Annotated in this window: 25 protein-coding genes; 19 read left to right on the top strand and 6 right to left on the bottom strand. The window is 42.6% G+C overall.

The window, feature by feature from the left end; all coding sequences use genetic code 11:
* The first annotated feature begins 157 nt into the window (after positions 1-157).
* From FZC78_RS15090 to FZC78_RS15085, 3 genes are all read left to right on the top strand, one after another.
* Entirely contained in the window at positions 158-589 is a 432-nt protein-coding gene (locus FZC78_RS15090; protein WP_252183636.1) for a VC0807 family protein, read from the top strand.
* Positions 590-600: 11 nt separating this feature from the next.
* The gene (locus FZC78_RS24325; protein ID WP_252183635.1) at positions 601-768 is read left to right on the top strand and encodes a hypothetical protein; all 168 of its coding nucleotides are present in this window, start codon (positions 601-603) and stop codon (positions 766-768) included.
* Positions 769-934: 166 nt separating this feature from the next.
* Positions 935-1,708 (top strand): FixH family protein, encoded by a 774-nt coding sequence (locus FZC78_RS15085; RefSeq protein ID WP_148940788.1) that lies wholly within the window; start codon positions 935-937, stop codon positions 1,706-1,708.
* A gap of 66 nt (positions 1,709-1,774) precedes the next feature.
* Here the strand turns inward: FZC78_RS15085 and yhfH are convergent, their stop codons facing one another.
* Positions 1,775-1,909, bottom strand: a complete 135-nt coding sequence (yhfH, locus tag FZC78_RS15080) for a protein YhfH (protein ID WP_148940787.1) — start codon at positions 1,907-1,909, stop codon at positions 1,775-1,777.
* Positions 1,910-2,111: 202 nt separating this feature from the next.
* Here yhfH and FZC78_RS15075 point away from each other — a divergent pair, with 202 nt between their 5' ends.
* From FZC78_RS15075 to FZC78_RS15065, 4 genes are all read left to right on the top strand, one after another.
* On the top strand, positions 2,112-2,846 hold the full coding sequence (locus tag FZC78_RS15075; RefSeq protein ID WP_148940785.1) for an MBL fold metallo-hydrolase: 735 nt from the start codon (positions 2,112-2,114) through the stop codon (positions 2,844-2,846).
* A gap of 21 nt (positions 2,847-2,867) precedes the next feature.
* Positions 2,868-3,854, top strand: coding sequence for a lipoate--protein ligase (locus FZC78_RS15070; protein WP_148940783.1), 987 nt, complete (start codon positions 2,868-2,870; stop codon positions 3,852-3,854).
* A 107-nt stretch (positions 3,855-3,961) separates the two neighbouring features.
* Positions 3,962-4,102, top strand: coding sequence for a hypothetical protein (locus FZC78_RS23750; RefSeq protein ID WP_187444358.1), 141 nt, complete (start codon positions 3,962-3,964; stop codon positions 4,100-4,102).
* A gap of 591 nt (positions 4,103-4,693) precedes the next feature.
* Positions 4,694-6,247 carry a fatty acid--CoA ligase family protein gene (locus tag FZC78_RS15065; protein WP_148940781.1) on the top strand — a complete coding sequence of 518 codons (1,554 nt, stop codon included), beginning with the start codon at positions 4,694-4,696 and terminating at the stop codon, positions 6,245-6,247.
* Positions 6,248-6,400: 153 nt separating this feature from the next.
* Here FZC78_RS15065 and FZC78_RS24320 read toward each other — a convergent pair whose 3' ends face one another.
* The gene (locus tag FZC78_RS24320) at positions 6,401-6,859 is read right to left on the bottom strand and encodes a hypothetical protein (protein ID WP_252183634.1); all 459 of its coding nucleotides are present in this window, start codon (positions 6,857-6,859) and stop codon (positions 6,401-6,403) included.
* A gap of 102 nt (positions 6,860-6,961) precedes the next feature.
* Between FZC78_RS24320 and FZC78_RS15050 the strand changes: the two genes are divergently transcribed.
* The gene (locus FZC78_RS15050) at positions 6,962-7,738 is read left to right on the top strand and encodes an enoyl-CoA hydratase-related protein (RefSeq protein ID WP_148940779.1); all 777 of its coding nucleotides are present in this window, start codon (positions 6,962-6,964) and stop codon (positions 7,736-7,738) included.
* A gap of 482 nt (positions 7,739-8,220) precedes the next feature.
* On the opposite strand, the gene FZC78_RS15045 is transcribed toward FZC78_RS15050, so the two are convergent.
* Positions 8,221-8,451 (bottom strand): hypothetical protein, encoded by a 231-nt coding sequence (locus tag FZC78_RS15045; RefSeq protein WP_148940777.1) that lies wholly within the window; start codon positions 8,449-8,451, stop codon positions 8,221-8,223.
* A 174-nt stretch (positions 8,452-8,625) separates the two neighbouring features.
* Between FZC78_RS15045 and FZC78_RS15040 the strand changes: the two genes are divergently transcribed.
* From FZC78_RS15040 to FZC78_RS15015, 6 genes are all read left to right on the top strand, one after another.
* Positions 8,626-9,369 (top strand): YdcF family protein, encoded by a 744-nt coding sequence (locus FZC78_RS15040; RefSeq protein WP_148940775.1) that lies wholly within the window; start codon positions 8,626-8,628, stop codon positions 9,367-9,369.
* Between the two features lie 238 nt (positions 9,370-9,607).
* On the top strand, positions 9,608-10,333 hold the full coding sequence (locus FZC78_RS15035) for an AzlC family ABC transporter permease (RefSeq protein WP_148940773.1): 726 nt from the start codon (positions 9,608-9,610) through the stop codon (positions 10,331-10,333).
* Positions 10,326-10,637 carry an AzlD domain-containing protein gene (locus FZC78_RS15030; RefSeq protein WP_148940771.1) on the top strand — a complete coding sequence of 104 codons (312 nt, stop codon included), beginning with the start codon at positions 10,326-10,328 and terminating at the stop codon, positions 10,635-10,637. Before FZC78_RS15035 ends, FZC78_RS15030 begins: the two co-directional genes overlap by 8 nt.
* A gap of 288 nt (positions 10,638-10,925) precedes the next feature.
* Positions 10,926-11,252: a helix-turn-helix domain-containing protein gene (locus tag FZC78_RS15025; protein WP_252183633.1), complete on the top strand. Its 327-nt coding sequence runs from the start codon at positions 10,926-10,928 to the stop codon at positions 11,250-11,252.
* Positions 11,253-11,340: 88 nt separating this feature from the next.
* Positions 11,341-12,597, top strand: coding sequence for a M48 family metallopeptidase (locus FZC78_RS15020; protein WP_148940770.1), 1,257 nt, complete (start codon positions 11,341-11,343; stop codon positions 12,595-12,597).
* Between the two features lie 61 nt (positions 12,598-12,658).
* The gene (locus FZC78_RS15015) at positions 12,659-13,594 is read left to right on the top strand and encodes a hypothetical protein (RefSeq protein WP_148940768.1); all 936 of its coding nucleotides are present in this window, start codon (positions 12,659-12,661) and stop codon (positions 13,592-13,594) included.
* Positions 13,595-13,631: 37 nt separating this feature from the next.
* Here the strand turns inward: FZC78_RS15015 and FZC78_RS15010 are convergent, their stop codons facing one another.
* Complete coding sequence (locus FZC78_RS15010; RefSeq protein WP_148940766.1) at positions 13,632-13,871, bottom strand: IDEAL domain-containing protein; 240 nt, start codon at positions 13,869-13,871, stop codon at positions 13,632-13,634.
* A gap of 350 nt (positions 13,872-14,221) precedes the next feature.
* On the bottom strand, positions 14,222-14,443 hold the full coding sequence (locus tag FZC78_RS24315; protein WP_252183632.1) for a hypothetical protein: 222 nt from the start codon (positions 14,441-14,443) through the stop codon (positions 14,222-14,224).
* 189 nt (positions 14,444-14,632) lie between these two features.
* Here FZC78_RS24315 and FZC78_RS15000 point away from each other — a divergent pair, with 189 nt between their 5' ends.
* The gene (locus tag FZC78_RS15000; protein WP_148940765.1) at positions 14,633-15,217 is read left to right on the top strand and encodes a competence protein ComK; all 585 of its coding nucleotides are present in this window, start codon (positions 14,633-14,635) and stop codon (positions 15,215-15,217) included.
* A 69-nt stretch (positions 15,218-15,286) separates the two neighbouring features.
* Here FZC78_RS15000 and FZC78_RS14995 read toward each other — a convergent pair whose 3' ends face one another.
* Positions 15,287-15,676 (bottom strand): hypothetical protein, encoded by a 390-nt coding sequence (locus FZC78_RS14995; RefSeq protein WP_148940763.1) that lies wholly within the window; start codon positions 15,674-15,676, stop codon positions 15,287-15,289.
* A 439-nt stretch (positions 15,677-16,115) separates the two neighbouring features.
* Between FZC78_RS14995 and FZC78_RS14990 the strand changes: the two genes are divergently transcribed.
* From FZC78_RS14990 to fabG, 4 genes are all read left to right on the top strand, one after another.
* On the top strand, positions 16,116-18,089 hold the full coding sequence (locus FZC78_RS14990) for a S9 family peptidase (protein ID WP_148940761.1): 1,974 nt from the start codon (positions 16,116-16,118) through the stop codon (positions 18,087-18,089).
* A gap of 288 nt (positions 18,090-18,377) precedes the next feature.
* On the top strand, positions 18,378-18,995 hold the full coding sequence (locus tag FZC78_RS14985; RefSeq protein WP_148940759.1) for a TVP38/TMEM64 family protein: 618 nt from the start codon (positions 18,378-18,380) through the stop codon (positions 18,993-18,995).
* A 20-nt stretch (positions 18,996-19,015) separates the two neighbouring features.
* Positions 19,016-19,576 (top strand): signal peptidase I, encoded by a 561-nt coding sequence (gene lepB / locus FZC78_RS14980; RefSeq protein WP_148940757.1) that lies wholly within the window; start codon positions 19,016-19,018, stop codon positions 19,574-19,576.
* Between the two features lie 853 nt (positions 19,577-20,429).
* On the top strand, positions 20,430-21,170 hold the full coding sequence (fabG, locus tag FZC78_RS14975; protein WP_148940755.1) for a 3-oxoacyl-ACP reductase FabG: 741 nt from the start codon (positions 20,430-20,432) through the stop codon (positions 21,168-21,170).
* Positions 21,171-21,185: the final 15 nt, after the last annotated feature.

The raw sequence follows: 21,185 nt of genomic DNA, 5'->3' as shown, positions 1-21,185 counted from the left end.
TGTTTATCCATTCAAAGAAGTTCCGTCCATTGTTATGGCGGAACTTTTTGTATTTCCATAATTATGACACTTTTGAAGCTCTACTACGTACGTTTATTAATCGGAAATAAGATTTTCACCTTAAAAGAAAGGGTTTTACATATGAAAAAAAAATATAGTGCTGCTTGATCTTATTTTTTATGCAGCTCTGCCACTGCTTTTCTGGAATGTTTTGAGGGATGTCACTGGTGATTACTACGCGATGCTGCTCTCTTCTGTGCCTGCGATTCTCTATACTATGTACCGCTTCTGGGAGATGAAGAGAGTTAATATTTTCGGAATTTATATTATATCGACTTTAGTGATAGGCACCCTCATTGAAGTACTAGCCGGCTCTGCCATTCAACTCCTTTGGAATAATGTCTATTTCAGCATTTCAATGAGTCTGTTTTTCTTAATCACTATTTTACTCAAGAAACCCATCACTCTTTATTTCGGTCTTGATTTTGCTGAACTTCAAGGGTATGACCGCCAATTCAGCAAGAAGCTTTACGGACAGAGTCGGATTTTCAAAGTGTTCCTGTGGATATCACCTTTGTTTTCGCACTGAGAAGCGGTGTGGTGGCAGGTGTTAATGCGTGGCTGATTACGAAATATGGAGTGGAGACATTTGATAAGGGCATTTTGCTGAAACAAGCATTCAGCTGGCTTATGACCGGAGTAACGGTTGCTGGGATTAAAGATTCGCCGGATTTAATTGAAAAAGTAAAAAACGAACTATCTCTGTGAAAATCAACATATGTTTAAAAATTGTAACAACTGCCCTATACTTATGGAAGACTCAACCGTTACACTAATAATTAGGTTTTTTTTTCGGAATTATTATCAGATAGCAGCAAAGTTTACGAAAAGAGCCAAGATTCAAGAACTAACACGTTTTCAGGAGGATGCATAGATGAAGAAATTACTGCCCTTTTTATTAATATTAGGCATTATGCTATTGGGAGCCTGCGGCAGCGGGGGAAATAACCATGAAGATCACGGAAATGGCCACTCAGGTGAGGAAGGCGGTTTAACCGCAATCAGTGCTGACCTGAGTCTTCCTGATACAGCAGAGCCTGGTGAAACAGTGGAATTCCGTACACATGTGACCCAGGGTGAAGAGAATATCACCGACGCAACAGAAGTGGAGTACGAGATTTGGAAAGAAGGACAAAAAGAAGACAGTGAAATGATCGAAGCAGAAAATCACGAAGATGGACATTATACGGCTGAAAAGACGTTCGATGAAGATGGTGTATATCATGTACAAGTCCATGTAACTGCTAACGATATGCATACAATGCCTAAGAAACAAATTGCTGTTGGGAATGCTGAAGTCACAGAGGACCATGAATCACACTCCTCTGAAGAGGGAGATCATGATCATGGACACAGCGAAGTCTCCTTTCATTTAATGAAACCTGACACAATTAAATCAGGAACCGACACTGAATTGACAGCCCAACTTGAAAAAGACGGGAAACCTCTGGAAGCAGCTAGTATTCGTTTTGAAATCTGGCTGGAAGGAACGGAGGATCATGCCTGGGTTGAAACCCAAGAATCCGAGGCAGGAAGCTATAAAGGGAATTATGAATTTGCGGAGTCTGGTTTGTATCATGTAACGATTCATGCAGAGAATGATGAAGGCCTTCATGAACATTCAGAGGAAGAAATCACCGTCGAATAGCAAAAAAAGCTGAAGCGAGAATCATCCGCTTCAGCTTTTTTTGTTTTTCAACAGCGATACCTGTTTTTACAGCTCGTGATCGGAAAGACAGCCATCGCAATGATTGCCGTAGCATTCATGTTGTTCATCAATATTCTCGCCGCACTGTACACATTGTTTCTTAGGTAAGTTCCTGAAAAACTCCACTACATTCGTTAACATGTTGATCACCCTCCAGTTTTAGTATACCCCTTTGTTATATAACTGTTTTCTTTATTTCTTATATTGTATTATAACAGTTGTCGTTTCGTCAATTGAATTTGTATTGAAATTCAAAAATAATGAAAAAATAGGCGTATTGCAGTATAGTGGACATAGGATGAAAACCATTCTCATAATGGGGATGCGGAAAGGAGAGAGTTCATTGAAATTGACTGTAATAGGCCATTGGGGCGGCTACCCAAAGAAGAATGAAGCCAGCTCGGGATATCTGTTGGAAGATCAGGGCTTTAAACTGTTGATTGACTGCGGAAGCGGTGTGTTGTCCTTTCTGCAGGAGCATATGGAAGCACACGAGCTGGACGCTGCCATCTTATCTCATTACCATCCTGATCACACAGCCGATATCGGAGTTCTTCAGCATGCCCTTTTAATTCAAAAGTACTTGGGAAAACATAATAAATCACTGCCGTTTTATGCTCACAAGGAAGACAAGCAGGGCTTCGAGTCACTTACATACAAGGACCTGATGGCAGGTATAGAATACAATCCTGAAACCACCTTGAAGGCAGGTCCCTTTTCCATTTCTTTTTTACGAACCAAGCATCCAGTGCCATGTTACGCGATGAGAATTGAAGCAGGAGGCAAAACCCTTGTTTACACGGCAGATTCAGCTTATCAGGAATCTTTTATCCCTTTTGCAAAGGATGCCGATTTATTCCTTTGCGAATGCAATTTCTATGCAGACATGGATGGAAGCGGAGCAGGGCATATGAACAGCCTCGACAGCGGCAGAGCCGCAAAAGGCGCGGGTGTAAAAAAGCTGGTGCTCACCCATCTGCCTCATTACGGTAACCTGGAAAACCTGGTGAAGGAAGCCCGGAGTGTATTTGATGGAGAAATCCTTCTCGCCCATAAAGACTTACAGATACACATTTAACGATTTTAAGGAGGATATTTTATGAAGTTTATAGACAATAAAGGCATTACAGATCCGCGTATAAACCTGGCAATCGAGGAGTACGCTTTGAAAAATTTGGATATTGATGAAACGTATCTGCTGTTCTATATCAATGCACCTTCGATTATCATTGGAAAAAACCAAAATACAATAGAAGAAATCAACACTGAATATGTTGAGTCCGAAAACCTGCATGTTGTCCGCCGCCTTTCTGGAGGAGGAGCGGTCTATCATGATCTCGGAAACTTGAACTTCAGTTTCATAACGAAAGATGATGGAGAAAGTTTTCACAACTTCCGCAAATTCACTGAGCCTGTGATCAAGGCTTTGAAAAAATTAGGAGTGAATGCTGAACTAAGCGGAAGAAATGATATTGAAGCAGAAGGCCGTAAAATCTCCGGCAACGCCCAGTTCTCAACAAAAGGAAGAATGTTCAGCCACGGAACTCTTCTGTTTGATTCTGAAATTGAAAATGTTGTTTCTGCCCTGAAAGTCAGAAAAGATAAAATTGAATCGAAGGGAATTAAATCAATTCGCAGCCGTGTTGCCAATATTTCCGAATTTCTTGAAGAGAAGATTTCAATCACTGAATTCCGCTCTATGCTGCTTCGCTATATCTTCGATGTGAATGAAATCGAAGAGTATGAACTGACGGAGGAAGATTGGAAAAACATACATGAATTATCCGAAAAAAGATATGGAAACTGGAATTGGAATTACGGGAAATCACCGAAATTCAACCTTCAGCATTCCCACCGTTTTCCTGTCGGTTCCATTGATATCAGGCTGGAAGTGAATAAAGGGGTTATTGAAAACTGTAAGATTTATGGCGATTTCTTCGGTGTCGGCGATGTCAGTGACATAGAGAACAAGCTTACTGGCTTGAAATATGAAAAGGCCGAGGTTGAGCATGCCCTTGAAGGTGTGGAAATTCCACACTACTTTGGAAATGTCACCAAAGAGGACATCATCAACCTGATATACTAATCAAAGAGGCATTCCTGTCACCGCTTTTTTTCTGAAAACAGGTTATTTCTTTTTGCTTATGGATAAAACATAGTGAAAAGCAGATTTGAAGAAAGTGGTGATTTCAAATGGAAAGAGCTCAAGTGAAACGATATTGTGAAAACGATAAGAAAGAAACGATTCATGATGCTGTCGAAGATGCGCTTGAAATTCAGTATAAGTGTACGGTTTGCGGCAGGGAAGAACAGGTTGTTAAAAATTTCTTTTGATAAGGCTGTTTTTCGCAAAGATTGCTGCTGATTTGAACGATATGTATTTCCGCTCCAGGCGGACGACTCCGCGGGGCTGGGCGCTGGAACTAGTCGGCCGCTAGTCCCGCAGGAGATCGTACGCCTGCAGCGAAGATCCTTCTACCTAAAGGGGGATAAAGGTGAAATCACATTCTATAGCAGCAATTAAATTTAATAAGGTTGTATTAAATAGACTGTTTTAGCATTAATTTTGCTTTCGGCAGTATCCCCATCCATATACGAAGATTTTTTCTTTAAGGGGAGCAGTTCATTTCTTTTGGGTTAACAGAATATAAAGCCTTTATTTTACGAAGTTGATATGAATTAGCAACAAAGTTTATGAATAGAACCTTTTATGAATATGAAACGTATGGACCAGCAGGGTGTAGTCCATACGTTTTTTTGTTCTCGAATAGCAGAGTAGAATTCCTCCATTATCTGGTTATAATTAGTAAAATTATAGTAGGATGCTTGTATTTTATGTATTCTTTATATAAAATATATTTTGAAAACTTATAATTTTTAGATGAATGACGATTCATTCATCTTTCGGAAAAGGGGAGGGAGAACATGAATCTTTCAGCACGATTGGAAGAATCCGCAAAGCTCCATGCAATGAAGCCGGCTTATTATTTTATGGGCCAGTCGAGTACATATGGAGAATTGAATGGCGCTGTTAATAAATTTGCCAGCGGACTTGAAAAGCTTGGGCTTGGCAAAGGGGATCATGTAGCACTCGTTTTGGGAAATTCACCTCATTTTATTATCGCTTTATATGGAGCGATGAGAGTTGGGGCAACAGTCATACCGATCAATCCCATCTACACGCCTGACGAGATAGGCTATATCATGAAAAATGGGGATGTCAAAGCGGTTGTCACGCTGGATATTCTGCTTCCGCTTGTAGAAAAAATGCATCATCATCTGCCTGAAGTGGAACATTTCATCTATTGTGAAACCGGAGATGAAAGAGCAAAGGGCATCCAGCCTGAGCAGCTGTCAGCTTACCCTAAAATGAAATCGTTTACAGAGGTTGTCGGTTCCGGAGATCCTGGATTCAGAGGGCCTCAATTAGTTGAAGAGGATACAGCTGTAATCTTATATACCTCAGGTACAACAGGGAAACCAAAGGGTGCGATGCTGACGCATAAGAATCTTTATTCCAATGCAAGGGATACCGGGGAATATCTTAAGATGAATGAAGACGACAGAGTCATCACGACACTTCCAATGTTCCATGTGTTCTGTTTAACAGTTGTCCTGAATGCGCCATTAATGACAGGTGCGACGCTGCTGATTGCACCGAAATTCAGCCCGCAGGATATTTTTAAATTGGCAAGAGAATATAAGCCGACCGTCTTTGCGGGTGTGCCGACAATGTATAATTTCCTTTATCAGTATGAAGAAGGAAATCCAGAGGACTTCTCCACGTTAAGACTTTGCATATCAGGAGGGGCTTCACTTCCGGTAGCTCTTCTGAAAAACTTTGAAAAGAAATTCAATGTTGCCATTTCAGAAGGATACGGCTTGTCAGAGGCGTCACCGGTTACCTGCTTCAATCCGCTTGACCGCCCTAGGAAAGCAGGGTCTATCGGTACATCTATCGTGAATGTTGAAAACAAAGTGGTGAATGAACTGGGAGAAGAAGTGCCGGCAGGTGAAGTGGGGGAACTTATTGTCAGGGGACCTAATGTCATGAAGGGCTACTACAAACTTCCAGAAGAAACCAATGCAAGCATCCGCGATGGCTGGCTTTACACAGGAGACCTGGCTAAGATGGATGAAGAGGGATACTTCACAATAGTCGACAGAAAGAAAGACATGATCATTGTCGGCGGTTATAACGTATATCCGCGTGAAGTGGAAGAAGTACTATACAGTCATCCCGAGGTAGTCGAAGTAGCGGTAATCGGGCTTCCCGACCCGGAAATGGGGGAAGCGGTAAAGTGCTTCGTGGTAAAAAAGAACAGTGAACTTACAGAGCAGGAACTGATTGCGTATTGCAGTGAGCACTTGGCTAAGTACAAGCTTCCTGGATCGGTCGAATTCCTAGAAGAGCTTCCTAAGAATACAACAGGGAAGATTCTGCGCCGCGCATTAAAACAGCAAGTAGTTCAGTCTTAATCCATTTGGGCTTGTTTCCGGAGGCAGAAGCCATCGGAAACGAGCCTTTCTTTATTGAGGAGATTACAAAGGCAGCTGATGTGAGCAGCTTATAGGGTTATTGTCCGCAGCTCTGCTTCAGCAGCCGGCAGTCCGTCCGACTGAAACAGACTTTTAGCTGGGGAAACCATAAACTATAAAAGGAAAGCCCGCCTTTTTTTCTCTTTGGAACATTTGCCTGTCGGAGCTGGGCAAGCCGCTTACGCTTTTGTTCCGTCCAGCTTCAGCGGCTAGCTCCTCGGGGTCAAATAACCCAAAGAGAATAAAAGGAAAGCCCGCCTTTTTTTCTCTTTGGAACATTTGCCTGTCGGAGCTGGACAAGCCGCTTACGCTTTTGTTCCGTCCAGCTTCAGCGGCTAGCTCCTCGGGGTCAAATAACCCAAAGAGAATAAAAGGAAAGCCCGCCATTTTTTCTCTTTGGAACATTTGCCTGTCGGAGCTGGACAAGCCGCTTACGCTTTTGTTCCGTCCAGCTTCAGCGGCTAGCTCCTCGGGGTCAAATAACCCAAAGAGAATAAAAGGAAAGCCCGCCTTTTTTTCTCTTTGGAACATTTGCCTGTCGGAGCTGGACAAGCCGCTTACGCTTTTGTTCTTAGAAGAAAGGTTTTAGGCAGGTTTTGTCGAATGAGTGTATGGAAGCGTTTTATTCAGAATTACAAAAAGGGGGATACATACTTGGAATCCATTTTGTTGGAACAGCGTGAACACTTGGGGATCGTTACGGTCAACCGGCCTGATGCCATGAATGCTTTTAATTACGATACACTTCTTGAATTGGAGAAGATGATTGAATCCATCCGCATCAATCCTGATATCCGGGTTGTGATATTTACAGGAGCGGGAGAAAAAGCTTTCAGCGTTGGAGCTGATTTAAAAGAAAGAAAAAACCTGACCGAACAGCAGGTGAGAAGAAATGTCATGAAAATCGGGGATGTGTTTAATGGGGTATCTACCCTTCCGCAGCCAACCATCGCGGCGATGAACGGGTATGCTTTTGGGGGAGGCATGGAACTCGCTCTCTCCTGTGACTTCAGAATTGCTGTCAGCGGCACTAGCATGGGGCTGACAGAAACGAGCCTCGCAATCATCCCGGGAGCGGGAGGAACGCAGCGCCTTCCGCGTTTGATAGGTGAATCCAAAGCTATGGAACTGATCCTGACAGCTAAAAGGTTAAAATCCGAGGAAGCCTTGGATATCGGCATGCTGACTAGAGTGGCATCACCCGAGTCATTCATGGAAGAAGTAATCTCATTTGCGGGTGAAATGCTGTCCAATGGACCCGTTGCCCTTCAGCAGGCCAAGTTTGCTATTAAAAACGGCATGAATACAGACCTGCAGACTGGCCTTCAAATTGAAAGAAAAGCTTATGAAATCACGATTCCTACTGAAGACCGTGTTGAAGCACTGGCCGCCTTCAGTGAAAAACGGAAGCCGCAGTTCAAGGGGAAATAACTTATAAAAAGAAGCATATCTAAACCGCTATGCTTCTTTTTATGTGGAAAAATCGCTGATTTATTTGGAGGAGGGAGGCTGTTTAATTGTCCCTGCAAGCTCCGGTATATGGAAGCCTCATGAGACCAGTTCGCTTGGAGAATCCGCTCCGAAGTGGTCTCAAGGAAGGCTTTAGAGACCAGTTCGTTTGGGATTCCGCCCTAAGTGGTCTCGAGGAAGGCTTTAGAGACCAGTTCGCCTGGGAATCCGCTCCGAAGTGGTCTCGAGGAAGGTTTTAGAGACCAGTTCGCTTGGGATTCCGCCCTAAGTGGTCTCGAGGAGCGCCGAACAGAGCAGTTCGGATCACCCTACTGAGCTGGATGGATGTTTAAAGGGTTCCTGGAGGCCGTTTTTAAAAATTTTAATTTGTTTCGGTTCTTTTGAGCTGAATTTAGAATTAATTTACGGACTAAAAAAAGCATATCATTGCCGGTATGCTTCTCTCACTCTTGAGTGTCATAAGTGAAAATATTGGTATAGCCGCACAGATTGCAAAATAGCCTGAACGTATACTTATGGTCATTGATTTTTTCGACAAGATCGACCTGCTGGGGACCGGCAGCTAAATTGAATATGGCAAATGACGGCGAATCAATAAAGGGAGAAATGGGGTACACCCATGGCAGGATCCGCTCACAGTTCTCACACTTGTATATGTTTTCAATCTCTTCCATAGAAGAACACCATCCAATTTATGTAAAGATTTGTATACTGGCTTCATTTTACCATCTGATTCAGGGGGCTATCTACACATATTCTTATAGTTATATAATTTTATGAAAGGGAAGAAGCAGACCCGTTTAAAATAATGGTAAAATAAAGAAAATCTTTCATCAGCGAGGTTATATATGAATCTAAAAACTTTAAGGTCTATTTTTATATCGGCAGTGATTTTGCTGCTCCTTTTTATTTTGATATTTGGAGTCACATTCGGAATTCTATTTATTATAGCGAACTTTATATTTGTGGTATTTTTATACTTTATATCTCGAAAGCTTGGAAACAAATGGTGGAGAATTATTCAAAGAACAGCCCTCGTCGCTTACGGTTTGTTCTTTGTTTCCTTTGGTGCGGTGCAGATCATGCTGATGTTGGAGGCGGGCAGGGAAATACCGGATGATATAGATTATGCTGTCATTCTCGGGGCCGGCTTGAAGGGAGAGGAACTTTCAGAGACCCTGAAGTCCAGACTTGAGGCAGGGGCTGAGTATCTGCAAAAGCATCCTGAAGTTCCCGTTATTGTATCTGGAGGACAGGGGGAAGGAGAAGATATACCTGAATCAACCGCAATGTTCCGGTATCTCTCAGCACACGGCATTTCAGAAGACAGGATAACCGAGGAAAACCAATCGACCACTACATGGGAAAATCTGCACAATTCAAAAGCTTTACTGGAAAGCATAGGAGGAGCAGATGAAAAAATATTGATCATTACCAGCGATTATCACGTTTTCCGTGCCAGACTTACCGGGGAACAGCTTGGACTGGACTGCAGCGGACTGGCAGGAGAGTCAGGCTTCTTCATTAAAATCAATTATATGATCAGGGAATACTTTGCTGTGGTAAAGACAATTTTCATTGGAGGAGAATGAGTATTGGTTGATGTCATGTACACTTTGTAAAGCTTTAGTAGGTTCATTGCTCAAAAATGAAAGCCGAAATAAAGAGGCTTCGTTAGTATGCATTCTCCGAGTATTGGACCCGTAACGGAAAAGATTATCTTCAAAACTTTTACAATTATTATTGTATACTGAAATCTTCCCCGCTATAATATAGTGAAATTATTCATTTAGTAAATGATTTTATAATATAAACGGGGTGGGATTGAAAGTGGAAGCTTTGATCAACACGAGGAAGCCTGGTGACTTCCGCCTGGGCCTCCAGGCAGGGATCAGTATTGCAGTCGGTTATTTTCCAGTGGCACTGACATTCGGCCTTCTGGCACGTACAACCGGATTGTCCTTTTACGAAACAGTGATGATGAGCCTGCTTGTGTTCGCAGGGGCTGCACAATACATTTCTCTAAGTTTAATAGCTATTGGCACTGGTGTTTTTGAAATTATACTTACTACATTCATTGTGAATATCCGTCATTTCCTCATGTCGGCTTCCCTGAATGAAAAGCTCGAAAAAGAAAAGGGATGGGTAAAAGCCATTTATTCTTTTGGCATTACCGATGAGACTTTTACCGTGATTTCCGTCAAGGATGGCAAAGTGAAAACTGCTTTTGCATTTGGGGTCATCCTCATTTCTTATGCCAGCTGGGTAGTCAATTCCGGGCTGGGTTATATCATTGGAGAAATTCTTCCTCAATTCCTGCAGGTAAGTATGGGGGTAGCACTTTATGCCATGTTCGTCGGCCTGCTCGTCCCTTCCATGAAGAAAAGTGTGAAGGTTGTCTACCTTGCCGCAACAGCAGCTGCGTTGAACAGTGTGTTTCTGTTTACCACTTCCATATCAGAAGGCTGGGCAATCATGATATCGACAATTGTGTCTGCTGTCCTAGTAGAGTTTGTGACAAGCCGGAATATGAAAGGGGAGCCATCCAATGAGTGAAACTATTCTAATTATGATTATCGGAATGGCGGCTGTCACGTATATTCCGCGTCTTGTTCCCCTCATCATGTTTCAAGGGAAAGAACTTCCTTCATTTTTGCAGGGAGTTTTAAAAAATGTACCATTTGCTGTGCTGGGCGCCTTGATTTTCCCAAAAATCCTGTTGATCAGTGAAGGAGATATCTGGTTTGGCGTTGTTGGAGCAGCAGCAGCGTTCATTATCGCGTATCTCGGGGCGAATGTCATTGTTGTCGTTCTTGGTGCTATAGCCGTGCTTTCTGTATATTCATTGTTATTTGTGTAGGGAAGGGTCTTTGGATTCTTCTCTTTTTTAGATCAGTTTTTGAGGAGGCTGTTCACTCGAGGTACACGGCTCCCAGGCTGTGAGTCTCTTTTGAGAAACACAAGGCAGGTTATTTTATCTAAAAAATCGCGAGAAAACTCCCTCTTCAAGCGTGTGAAGGGCATAGCCCATCGATAAGGGGGAGATGAATCGCCTGCCTTTTGGGCTCTACAAAAAAACTTCGAAAGAAACATATGTTCCTATGGTGCCATCTTTCTTGGTATAATTACTACAAGGAGGTGAAACCATTTGAATGTTAAAAAAACCTTTAAATTCAGGATCTATCCAAATCATGAACAGACTGAATTAATCAATAAAACGTTCGGTTGTTCCCGGTTCATCTACAACTATTTTGTTGGGAAACAAAAGAACAAAGACGCTTATTGGTCTATCGTAAATGAAATGGTACAGAATGGACAGCTTTCGCAGAACAATTGGAAAGGTGAATTTTTCAACAAGAACCAATCCATCAAAGCTGTTCGAGAGCTCAAAAAGAACTATTCATTCTTGAAAGAAGTCGATAGTATGACACTTCCATCTTTCGTGATGTTAAATATGTTTTTCCCTAAGTGGTAAACTAAGAGGAGTTTGTTGGAACTGGTTGTTCTATTCTTTAGGACATGTTATTACATATAGTATAGAGGAATGAAAGGAGGAACAAGTATTGCGTAAATGGGCTTTCAGGGCTGTGTTGTTATATTTGCTGTTAGGGATCTTTTTTTACGTTTATCTTTACTTTTTAGCGGATTCATCTTTGCCTGATGTTTATAAAGGCAGCAGTGCCGATCCGGAAACGTTTATGAACGGCAGGGAACTGATGCTGAGTGAAGAGTATTCGAAGATAAAGAACTTATTGTTCTTTCTGTCCACCCCATATGAATGGCTGTTTTATTTTCTGATATTGATACTGGGGGTTTCGAAGGCATTCCAACGCTGGTCCCAGTCCACATCTAAATATAAAATACTTCAGACGGGGATTTATCTGTTCTGGCTTTCGCTGCTTTCCAATGTGGTGATTTTTCCTTTTCAATATATTTCTTACAGAATCTCGAGGGACTATGCTATTTCTACACAGACCTTCTCTGAGTGGATGAAGGATGAATTGACTGACTTCTGGGTGAATTACCTGACGATGTTCATCATTGTTTCCGTTCTATACTGGCTGATACGGAAGTTTCCTAAGAGATGGTGGCTTGCTGCATGGGCTTTGTCTGTTCCATTCAGTATTTTCATGATGTTCATCCAGCCTGTCCTGATTGATCCTTTGTATAACGACTTTACCCCTTTGAAGGATAAGGTTCTCGAAGAAAAAATCCTGGACATTGCTGATCGTGCAAATATCCCGGCTGATCATGTTTATGAAGTCGATATGTCCTCGAAGACAAACTCGCTTAACGCCTATGTGACAGGAGTTGGGTCGAATTCAAGAATTGTACTATGGGATACGACCATCAACAAACTCTCGGAAAGAGAAATCCTGTTTGTCATGGCACATGAAATGGCTCACTATGTCGAAAAGCATATATATATCGGAATAGCCTTGTACCTTACTTTTTCATTCTTCGGTTTGTGGATCGCCGCGAAACTGATGAATTTTATTGTCGGCAGACATGGAGACAAGGTGAAGGTGGAAAGAGTCTCCAGCCTGAGTTCGCTTCCGCTGTTCCTGGTGATCACCTCTATGCTCATGTTCACGATCAGCCCGTTCTCAAATTATATATCCCGATATCAAGAGACTCGTGCCGATCGTTATGCCATTGAAATGACGGGAGATAAGGAAGCCGCCATTTCCTCCTTCCAAGAGCTGTCGAGGGTGGGCTTGAGCCAGGTCAATCCTCCTCTCCTGGTCAAAGTTTTCAGATACGGACATCCGACAATGCTTGAAAGACTGATCATGCTGGAGGAATATGAAGAAGAATAAGTGAAACTAAAATCCCTCCCATCCGTATGTAATAGTACAGACAATGGGAGGGATTTTTATTATGGAAGAAATCAATTCTCGACTTGAAAAGGTTAAAGAAGACTTAAGATTACATAGAAAGTGGTCGGATCAGCAAAGCAGCCTTGAAAAAGAAATTAATGAGGTACAAGGCAAGCTGGATAAGTTGAAAAGAGAACTGCAAAAAGAAAACCGTGATGTAGACAAGCTTGAAGAGTGGACTTTAACAGGGCTGCTGCTGGCGATGACAGGAAAAAAAGAGGAGCGTCTTCAAAAGGAAAAGGAAGAGGCTGTTAAAGCAAAGCTTCGAGTTGATGAGTGGAAGCAGACCTTGGAGGAACTTCTCCAGGAAGATCAGGAAGTTTCCAGTAAACTCACGGAGCTGGGATCTCCCCAGTCCCGGTATGAGCTTCTGCTTGAAACGAAAGAACAAATGATTCATGATTCTTCTTCACCATTAAGCCAGCTGTTATTTAACCTTGCTGAACAGTCAGCTGAATTTAAAACTCAGCTGAAAGAAGTGAAGGAAGCTGAAGATGCAGCTGCCATGGCGCTTCTGAAATTGGACTCTGCAGCAGCTTCGCTTGAAAGTGCGGGGAACTGGGGAATGGTTGATATGGTCGGAGGAGGAATTATCTCCAGTGCCGCCAAACGTTCAAAAATGGATGAAGCCCAAAGATCACTTCACGAAGCACAGAGATACCTGAAGAAGCTTGAAAAAGAATTGGCGGACCTGAATATGGAATCCACGCAAACCCTGGAGACTTCGGGCTTTTTAAATATGACCGATCTGTTTTTCGATAACTTTTTCTCCGATATGATGGTTCAAGATAAAATCAGCCGTACAGTTGCTGGGGTGGGCGAAACAAGAAGAGAGCTGCGCAGTCTTTCTGCGAAGCTGGGGCAAAATGCGAATAAACTGGCTGAAGAAATAGAAGAGACAGAAGAGAAGAAGAAAATAAATCTCGAGAACGCCTAAATGAAAGATGGACTGACTTTTTGAGTCAGTCCATGTTTTATATACCGTATTCCTCTGTCATTTTTTTCAGCTGCTGTGATAATTCCATGAATTTTTTCTTGTCCCGCTGGTCGAGAGCGGAGTCCAATTCTTCTTGCAGCTTTCGTTTTTGATTGACTAAGTTCAATTCATTTAAAATCATATCCACATATATCTCAGTTAAAGTCATATCGGTGGCTGTTTTCCGTGACATTGCACAAGCCTTCATCATTTCTGAATAAGTTTTCTTTTTATCCATTTAAGCTCACCTCTGAAGTCTTTTTTTAAGGCTCTTTTCGTAAACTTTGTGGCCATTTGATTTTAATATCGAAGACAGCGCCATAATGAATCTGAAAATCCTGTTAAGCAGAGAGAAACGAGCTTCTCTCTTCGTTCAGAGCGAAAGACCTTAGTATCCAGGGAAAAATCCGGCTTTTAGGATTTTTCTGAAAGCAACGATATATGCGAAAACAGCTTTTAAAAAGCAGATTCCACAGAACCCGATTAACACATGACACCTGGACGATAAGTTTCGGAAGGATACTAAGCTATACGATATAGACGGGTGATGATGTAATCAATTGCTGATTTAAGATCTGTTACAGAATCTCATACAGCATATGCCGGTTGGATGGTGTTTGCCTTGCCTGTCTGACCTGAATAAAGACAATCTCTTTGGAACATTTGCCTGTCGGAGCTGGACAAGGCGCTTCCGCTTTTGTTCCGGCCAGCTTCAGCGCCTAGCCCCTCGGGGTCAAATAACCCAAAGAGAATAAAAGGATAGAGCGCCTTTTTTTCTCTTTGGAACATTTGCCTGTCGGGGCTGACCAAGGCGCTTCCGCTTTTGTTTTAAAAGAACTTTTTTATATTATATGAGAAAAGTCATAAGAAAACAACGAAAATATTTTAATTTTCTGATAATTATTTAGTGGACAAATTTGGAATATTTAATGGAAAAGAAGTGTTATTTTGGGAATATTATGCTATTCTATTAGAGAAAAATGTAGAGGAGGCGAAAAAATGGTCGAAAAATCTCGTATAATCGAAGAATATGAAATCAACCCTTATACGATGTTGATTATGCCAATAGAATATGGAACCCGGACTTATACGGAAATCCATGAAGGAAATGAAACCTTAGTATCTCCCTTTAAACCCTTTGAAATTATCAAGAAAAGCTGTGAGTTTTTCGGGTCTTCCTATCAGGGAAGAAAAGACGGAACGAAGCGGTTAACAGGCATTACCCATAAAGCCCCCATCATTGTAGATCCTCATTCGTCTATTTATTTGTTCCCTACCACTTCACCAGCCAAATCAGAATGCATTTGGATATCCCATGATCACGTACTTTCCTATACTAAATTAAACAGCAAAGAGATTAGCGTCACATTCCGGAACCGCAGGAGTTTAAGCCTGCCCATGTCATTTGCCAGCTTTGAGGCGCAGATGATGAGGACGGCAATGCTCCGGATCAACTTTCAGCATAGGATCTTGAATGCTGACAGAAAGTCTCCGTCGCAGAATTTTGCAGCCTATCCAGGGAGAGCCTCCGAGCATGTGCCGGTGTATGCCTGGGGACAGAAAACCTCGGGGGAGGATGTATAAGAGTTGCTTAAACCCGCCTTATTGCTGAGAAGGCAGTTGTTTGGCCAACAGCTTAAAGCGTGAGATGCCTCACGCTTTTTTGCTTTTGGGGGCCTGGGTGCTTAGGAAGCGCTGATACAAGTAGTGCCTCAGCAAATCCTCGACCCTGTTGCGCAGCCGGGGATTGAAGTAGTTGTGATGCTCTTCGTATCCTTTGTAGAGAAATAGATACATGGTGAAGGCATCGTCCGATTTAATTCTTTCCACTTTCATTCCGTTGAGTTTCATGTGCTTCTTCACACTTGCAAGTTCACTCTGGATGACCTTCATTGTTTCCTCAATCAGTTCCAGGTAGGGCCTTTTCAGTTTGAAGGGACTCTTCTCCACAACCGTGAAATCCCTGTCCAGCACAGTCAAGACCATGGGCAGGTAAATCGCCTGCTCTAAGATGTTTCGATCTTCCTCAGATATCCTGGTCATAATTATGCTCCTTTTTATAAGGAATTTAAGAACGTGTGTTCGTATTTTTATTGTACGTACTTTTTACGGATTTATCAATATCCAATATTGAAGAATAAGGTCGAATTGAAATCTTTTTTTATAGTATGGTTGAATATTTCTAAATCTAATCAGATTGAACTGCTCAAATGGAGGGAAATCAAAACACTTTTTCATAATAAGGGGTTGGCATTAGAAGGGTTCAGACTTCAAATGCACGTTCCCGGTGGTCTGGGTGTTGAGCGGGTCCGCTAGTTCCGCAGGAGACTGCACACCTTAAGCTCCAAGAACACTTTGAAAAAACAGACTATAGAAAAAATCTCCCCCAAAATGCAAAAAATTCCGCAGACAAAGGATTTGCGCCCGGACTGTCGAACTTTTTAAAATAGGGTAACCATTTATTTGAAAGGGAGTTGGCGTTTTGACAAACAAAAGAGGAATCACGGCAGAAGATTTATATGCTTTGAAGTCGGTTTCAGACCCAAAGTTTTCACCTCACGGAAATGAAGCCGTCTATGTGTTAACTGAAATGGATCAGGAGAAGAACGTTTACATATCTAATTTGTACCATTTAAATATTGATAAGGGAACCAGCCGCCAGTGGACTTTCGGAGAAAACCGGAACAGTTCTCCACGCTGGTCTCCGGATGGGAAAGATATTGTTTTTGTATCAGACCGTTCCGGCAAAAGCCAATTGTACTTACTGTCAGTAAACGGCGGGGAAGCGCAGCAGCTTACTCACTGCCCGAACGGTGCATCACAGCCGTTATGGTCTCCATGCGGCACGAAAATTGCCTTCTCTGCAGCTTTAAAAGAAGGGGAGACTCTGACAGAAGGAGAGGAAGAGGAAAAAATCCCGCAGCCGCTTGAAGTCAAGAAGATGAAATATAAATCGGATGACAGCGGGTTTTTCAGCGGTAAGAGAAGCCATATTGCGGTCATGGATCTCAAAACGTTGGAGATGAAGGAAATTACGGAAGGGGAAGTTGACTACTCCCTGCAATCCTGGTCGCCCGATGGCAAGTACATAGCGTATGGTGCTGATAAAAGCACCGACCTGGATACATCTTTTCAAACCGATTTGTTCTTATATGATGCAGAAAACGGTACGGAGAAAAAGGTAACGGGAGGAACGGGGTATTTCGGGAACGCAGCCTGGTCGCCAGACAGCCGCTTCATCGCTCTTCTTGGACATGAAAAAGAGTATCAGAATGCTACTCAGACGAAGGTATGGCTGTATGAGATGGAAACAGAATCGTTAAGCTGCCTGACAAGCGAATTGGACAGCCCGGTTGGCGATTTCATGGTCATTGATTTTCAGCAGGGAGTCTCGAATCCGGGAATCCAATGGGCGTCGGATAATCAAAGCTTTTATTTTCTTGCCTCCGACAATGGAAACACCGTGCTTTATTACGGAAATCGGGACGGTGCCCTCTACCCGGCATTATTGGATGACCAGCATATTTACGGATTTGATTTGGATGCCGAAAATCAAAAAGCTATTGCCGCCATCAGTAACCCGGAACTCCCAGGCGACCTGTTCATACTTGATATTCCCTCAGGCAGCTTGAAGCAGCTAACGTCAGTCAATGAAGAATTTCTATCAGAAGTGGAGCTTTCGAAAACAGAAGCTATCACTTTTAAGAGCAGTGATGATCGGGAAGTGAAAGGCTGGCTGATGAAGCCTGCAAACCTTAAAGAAGGAGAGAAATGCGGTTTGATTGTTGAAGTCCATGGCGGTCCTCATATGATGTACGGGAATACCTATTATCAGGAGTTCCAGATGCTTGCAGCTGAAGGATATGCTGTTCTCTTCATCAATCCTCGGGGAAGCCATGGCTACGGTCAGACATTCGTGGATGCTGTCAGAGGGGACTATGGCGGCGGAGACTATGAGGATGTAATGGCAGCCGTAAATCATGTTATCGAAAAATATGACTTTATCGATAAGGACAGACTGGGGATCACGGGCGGCAGCTACGGTGGTTTTATGACAAACTGGATTGTAGGCCATACTGATCGATTCAAAGCAGCTGTCACGCAAAGGTCGATTTCAAACTGGGTGAGTTTCTATGGTGTCAGTGACATCGGATACTACTTTTCAGAATGGCAGATAGAGGCCGGCCTGAATGATATAGAAAAGCTTTGGAAACACTCGCCTCTTGCTTATGCGAAGAATATTAATACACCGCTCCTGATCCTTCACAGCGAAAAAGATTACCGATGCCCGATAGAACAGGCGGAGCAGCTGTATATTGCTGTCAAAAGGCAGGGGAAAGAAACTGAGATGGTGAGGTTCCCTGAATCGAATCATAACCTTTCAAGGAACGGCAAACCTAATTTGAGAGTGGCCAGATTGAATTATATTAAAGATTGGTTTGGCAAGTATATCTGATGTTATGAAGAGATATCCGGTAAAAGAGCTAGAATGCTTTTGCCGGATATTTTTTGTGCAGGGTGCAGTGTAAATGATATTTCATTTTCGTAACAATATAAAGAAAAGCAAGCACCTATGATATACTTTTACTAAATACTAAGAATTTACGCAATTCGGGTATTTAGTTAGTGAATAACCAGTCTATTCTATTCTCTTCCCTAATAGTAATGCGTACTGAGAGTGTCACTGCGAAGAAAAATTAAAAAACTGGTTTTGTTCTATGAATATTTAGGGGAAAGATATAGTATGGATATTGAGATGATAAAAGCATGGTTCACACTTGAAAATATTATGAATTTAATAGAGGAGTATCGTTCGTTCGGTCCTTTGCCAGGCATTCTGCTGCCAATGCTTGAAGCTTTCCTGCCGTTTCTGCCGCTGTTTGTTTTTGTTCTGGCAAATGTGAATGCATTCGGCTTGTGGTTTGGCTTTCTGTTTTCCTGGTTAGGTGCCTCGCTGGGTGCATTGATTGTGTTTTTATTGGTGAGAAAATATGGCCAAGCCCGTATTTTCCGTTTTTTAAAAAACAACAAGCAGGTTCACCGTTTGACGAAGTGGGTTGACCGCCACGGATTTGGTCCGCTTTTCTTATTGTTATGCTTTCCTTTTACACCATCGGCCCTGGTCAATATCGTGGCTGGCTTGTCGGGAATCAATATTTTTCAATATATGCTCGCCGTCGCAGCCGGAAAAGCCGTGATGATTTTCACCATTAGCTTTATCGGCCACGATATTGTATCATTATTTCAACAACCATTGCGTACTGCACTGGTACTGGCAGGTATCTTCGTTCTTTGGATTGGAGGTAAACGGGTGGAAGCCCGAATCAACAAAAAAGTAGAAAAAGATCACTCCCGCGGGTAACCTGGGTAGGAGGAATTAGATTGAGAGACAGCATAAAAAGAGAGAGTCTTGAATGGGTGAAAGCTTTAGGAATCGGATTGATTATATTTGTAGTCATCAGGACTTTCCTGTTTTCAAACTATGTTGTTGAAGGAGAATCCATGATGCCAACCCTTGAGGATGGCAATAAGCTTGTTGTCAACAAGATTGGCTATCAGGTAGGAGAACTTCATCGTTATGACGTTGTAGTATTTCATGCAAGCGAAACTGAAGATTATGTCAAACGCATCATCGGACTGCCCGGGGATACCGTGGAATACAAAGATGATAAATTATATGTAAATGGCGAAGCTCAGCCAGAGCCTTATTTGGAGAAGTTCAAAGAGGAAATGGTTGGCACCAAACTGACTGGCGACTTCACGCTGGAGGAAATCACAGGCGAACAAACCGTTCCTGAGGGGAAAGTATTCGTTCTGGGCGACAACAGGCGCAGCAGTATGGACAGCCGCTACTTTGGATTTGTCGATCAGGAACAGATTGTCGGAAAAGTGAATATGCGCTATTGGCCGTTGAATGAATTCGATGTCCAGTTTGGTGATTGAAGTATAGACGCTTGATTCTTATGAATCGGGCGTTTTTTAGTTATGCAGGAAATATCAACCTCTTATGATGATTTTGCATTATGTCCCCGCCCATCACAGCGCCGGAGAGTCCGTATGCAGTGAAACAGACTCAGTTCCCAGGGGCAAATAACCTGAATGGCAGGTTGTCGGGGAAGAAGCAATATCAGTCTGACATAAATAGATATAAGCTGGATGAACGCGAATCGTACCAATAAAAAGAGCTTAGTAGAAGATAACGGGACGATTAGCGGGAAAGCATACCATTATAGATAAGTTAAGCAAAAGATAACGGTATGTTTTTTGCCAAGCCATGTAATTACTAAAGGATATCAAGTCCCGACCGGGTGCCTGCCTTAAAGTACAGGAAAACTAAAATTTCTAAAAACTGGAATAACGAAAAAAAGACAAACCTAATCATAAAAATAAACACAGCATCAACTTGCAGCATGGCAAGTTGAATGATGTGTTTCATAATGACCAGGAGGAACGGCGTATCAGAGTGTGCCGCATTGAAAACTGGTTTTACTCCTCATCATTCACTTCACCATCGCCTACTTCGTCTTCGCCAGGGGCGTCACCGCATGCAGTCATCGAAGTTGCCAGCATCGCAGCAAGAAGCATATATAGCAGCTTTTTCTTCATAGTATCCCTCCGTTCGGTAAGGTCTATTTTTCAAAATCTACTCATAGAGTGCACTAAAACAGAAGTAATATCCTCACTGTAGTCATCCATTAATTTCGAATACAGACATTTTCCGTTGAAATTAGAGGAATCAGATGGTTTATTGTCGAAATATTCAACCATGAAGAGAAGATTGTAAGGAGGATACATAATGAGATTGAAGAATAAAACAGCTGTTATTACGGGCAGTGCGAATGGAATCGGGCTGGCAGCCGCTAAAAAGTTTGCCCGGGAAGGCTGCAGGGTGATTATGGCAGATTTCGATGAGAGCAAGGGAGCGACGGAGGCTCAAGCATTAAGGGATGCAGGAGGAAATGCTTCATTCTATCAGGTTGATACTGCCGATCGTGAAAGCGTTAACACCCTTGCGGAAAAGGTAATGAAGGAACATGGCGGTGTTGACATTTTAGTCAATAATGCCGGTATCACGAGGGATAGCCTTATGTCGAAGTTGACGGTGGAAGATTTCCAAAAAGTACTCGATGTTAATCTAACAGGGGTATTTCACTGTACTCAGGCATTTCTGCCGGCCCTGGTGAAAAGTGGAAAGGGAAAAATTATCAATACAGCGTCTGCCAGTGGACTTTTCGGGAATGTGGGCCAGACGAATTATGCTGCATCTAAGGCAGCTGTCATCGGGATGACCAAAACCTGGGCAAAGGAATTTGGATCGAAGGGAATCAATGTCAATGCCGTTGCACCGGGAGTAATCGAGACAGAAATGACCGCGAAGATTCCCGATAAGGTGAAAGCACAAATGAATGCTTTAATTCCTTTGGGAAGATTCGGGAAAGCCGAGGATGCGGCAAACGCTTATTTATTTTTAGCCTCGGAGGAATCTGACTATATTAATGGAATTGTTCTTCAGGTTGATGGCGGAATAATGATGTAAATGAGAGGATGAAGA

The sequence above is a fragment of the Rossellomorea vietnamensis genome, from assembly GCF_008180415.1.
In the GTDB taxonomy this organism is placed as follows: domain Bacteria; phylum Bacillota; class Bacilli; order Bacillales; family Bacillaceae_B; genus Rossellomorea; species Rossellomorea vietnamensis_C.
Note: the sequence above shows the minus strand (reverse complement) of the source record. Positions and strands in the feature narration are given on the sequence as shown.

Bases quoted from the DNA above. Each gene is read 5' to 3' on its own strand.
- FZC78_RS15045 (WP_148940777.1), bottom strand. From the start codon at position 8,451: ATGGAAGAGATTGAAAACATATACAAGTGTGAGAACTGTGAGCGGATC.
- FZC78_RS15070 (WP_148940783.1), top strand. From the start codon at position 2,868: ATGAAGTTTATAGACAATAAAGGCATTACAGATCCGCGTATAAACCTG.
- FZC78_RS23750 (WP_187444358.1), top strand. From the start codon at position 3,962: ATGGAAAGAGCTCAAGTGAAACGATATTGTGAAAACGATAAGAAAGAA.
- FZC78_RS15010 (WP_148940766.1), bottom strand. From the start codon at position 13,871: ATGGATAAAAAGAAAACTTATTCAGAAATGATGAAGGCTTGTGCAATG.
- fabG (WP_148940755.1), top strand. From the start codon at position 20,430: ATGAGATTGAAGAATAAAACAGCTGTTATTACGGGCAGTGCGAATGGA.
- FZC78_RS15000 (WP_148940765.1), top strand. From the start codon at position 14,633: ATGGTCGAAAAATCTCGTATAATCGAAGAATATGAAATCAACCCTTAT.
- FZC78_RS14995 (WP_148940763.1), bottom strand. From the start codon at position 15,676: ATGACCAGGATATCTGAGGAAGATCGAAACATCTTAGAGCAGGCGATT.
- FZC78_RS15015 (WP_148940768.1), top strand. From the start codon at position 12,659: ATGGAAGAAATCAATTCTCGACTTGAAAAGGTTAAAGAAGACTTAAGA.
- FZC78_RS14985 (WP_148940759.1), top strand. From the start codon at position 18,378: ATGGATATTGAGATGATAAAAGCATGGTTCACACTTGAAAATATTATG.
- FZC78_RS15065 (WP_148940781.1), top strand. From the start codon at position 4,694: ATGAATCTTTCAGCACGATTGGAAGAATCCGCAAAGCTCCATGCAATG.
- FZC78_RS15030 (WP_148940771.1), top strand. From the start codon at position 10,326: ATGAGTGAAACTATTCTAATTATGATTATCGGAATGGCGGCTGTCACG.
- FZC78_RS15085 (WP_148940788.1), top strand. From the start codon at position 935: ATGAAGAAATTACTGCCCTTTTTATTAATATTAGGCATTATGCTATTG.
- FZC78_RS15040 (WP_148940775.1), top strand. From the start codon at position 8,626: ATGAATCTAAAAACTTTAAGGTCTATTTTTATATCGGCAGTGATTTTG.
- yhfH (WP_148940787.1), bottom strand. From the start codon at position 1,909: ATGTTAACGAATGTAGTGGAGTTTTTCAGGAACTTACCTAAGAAACAA.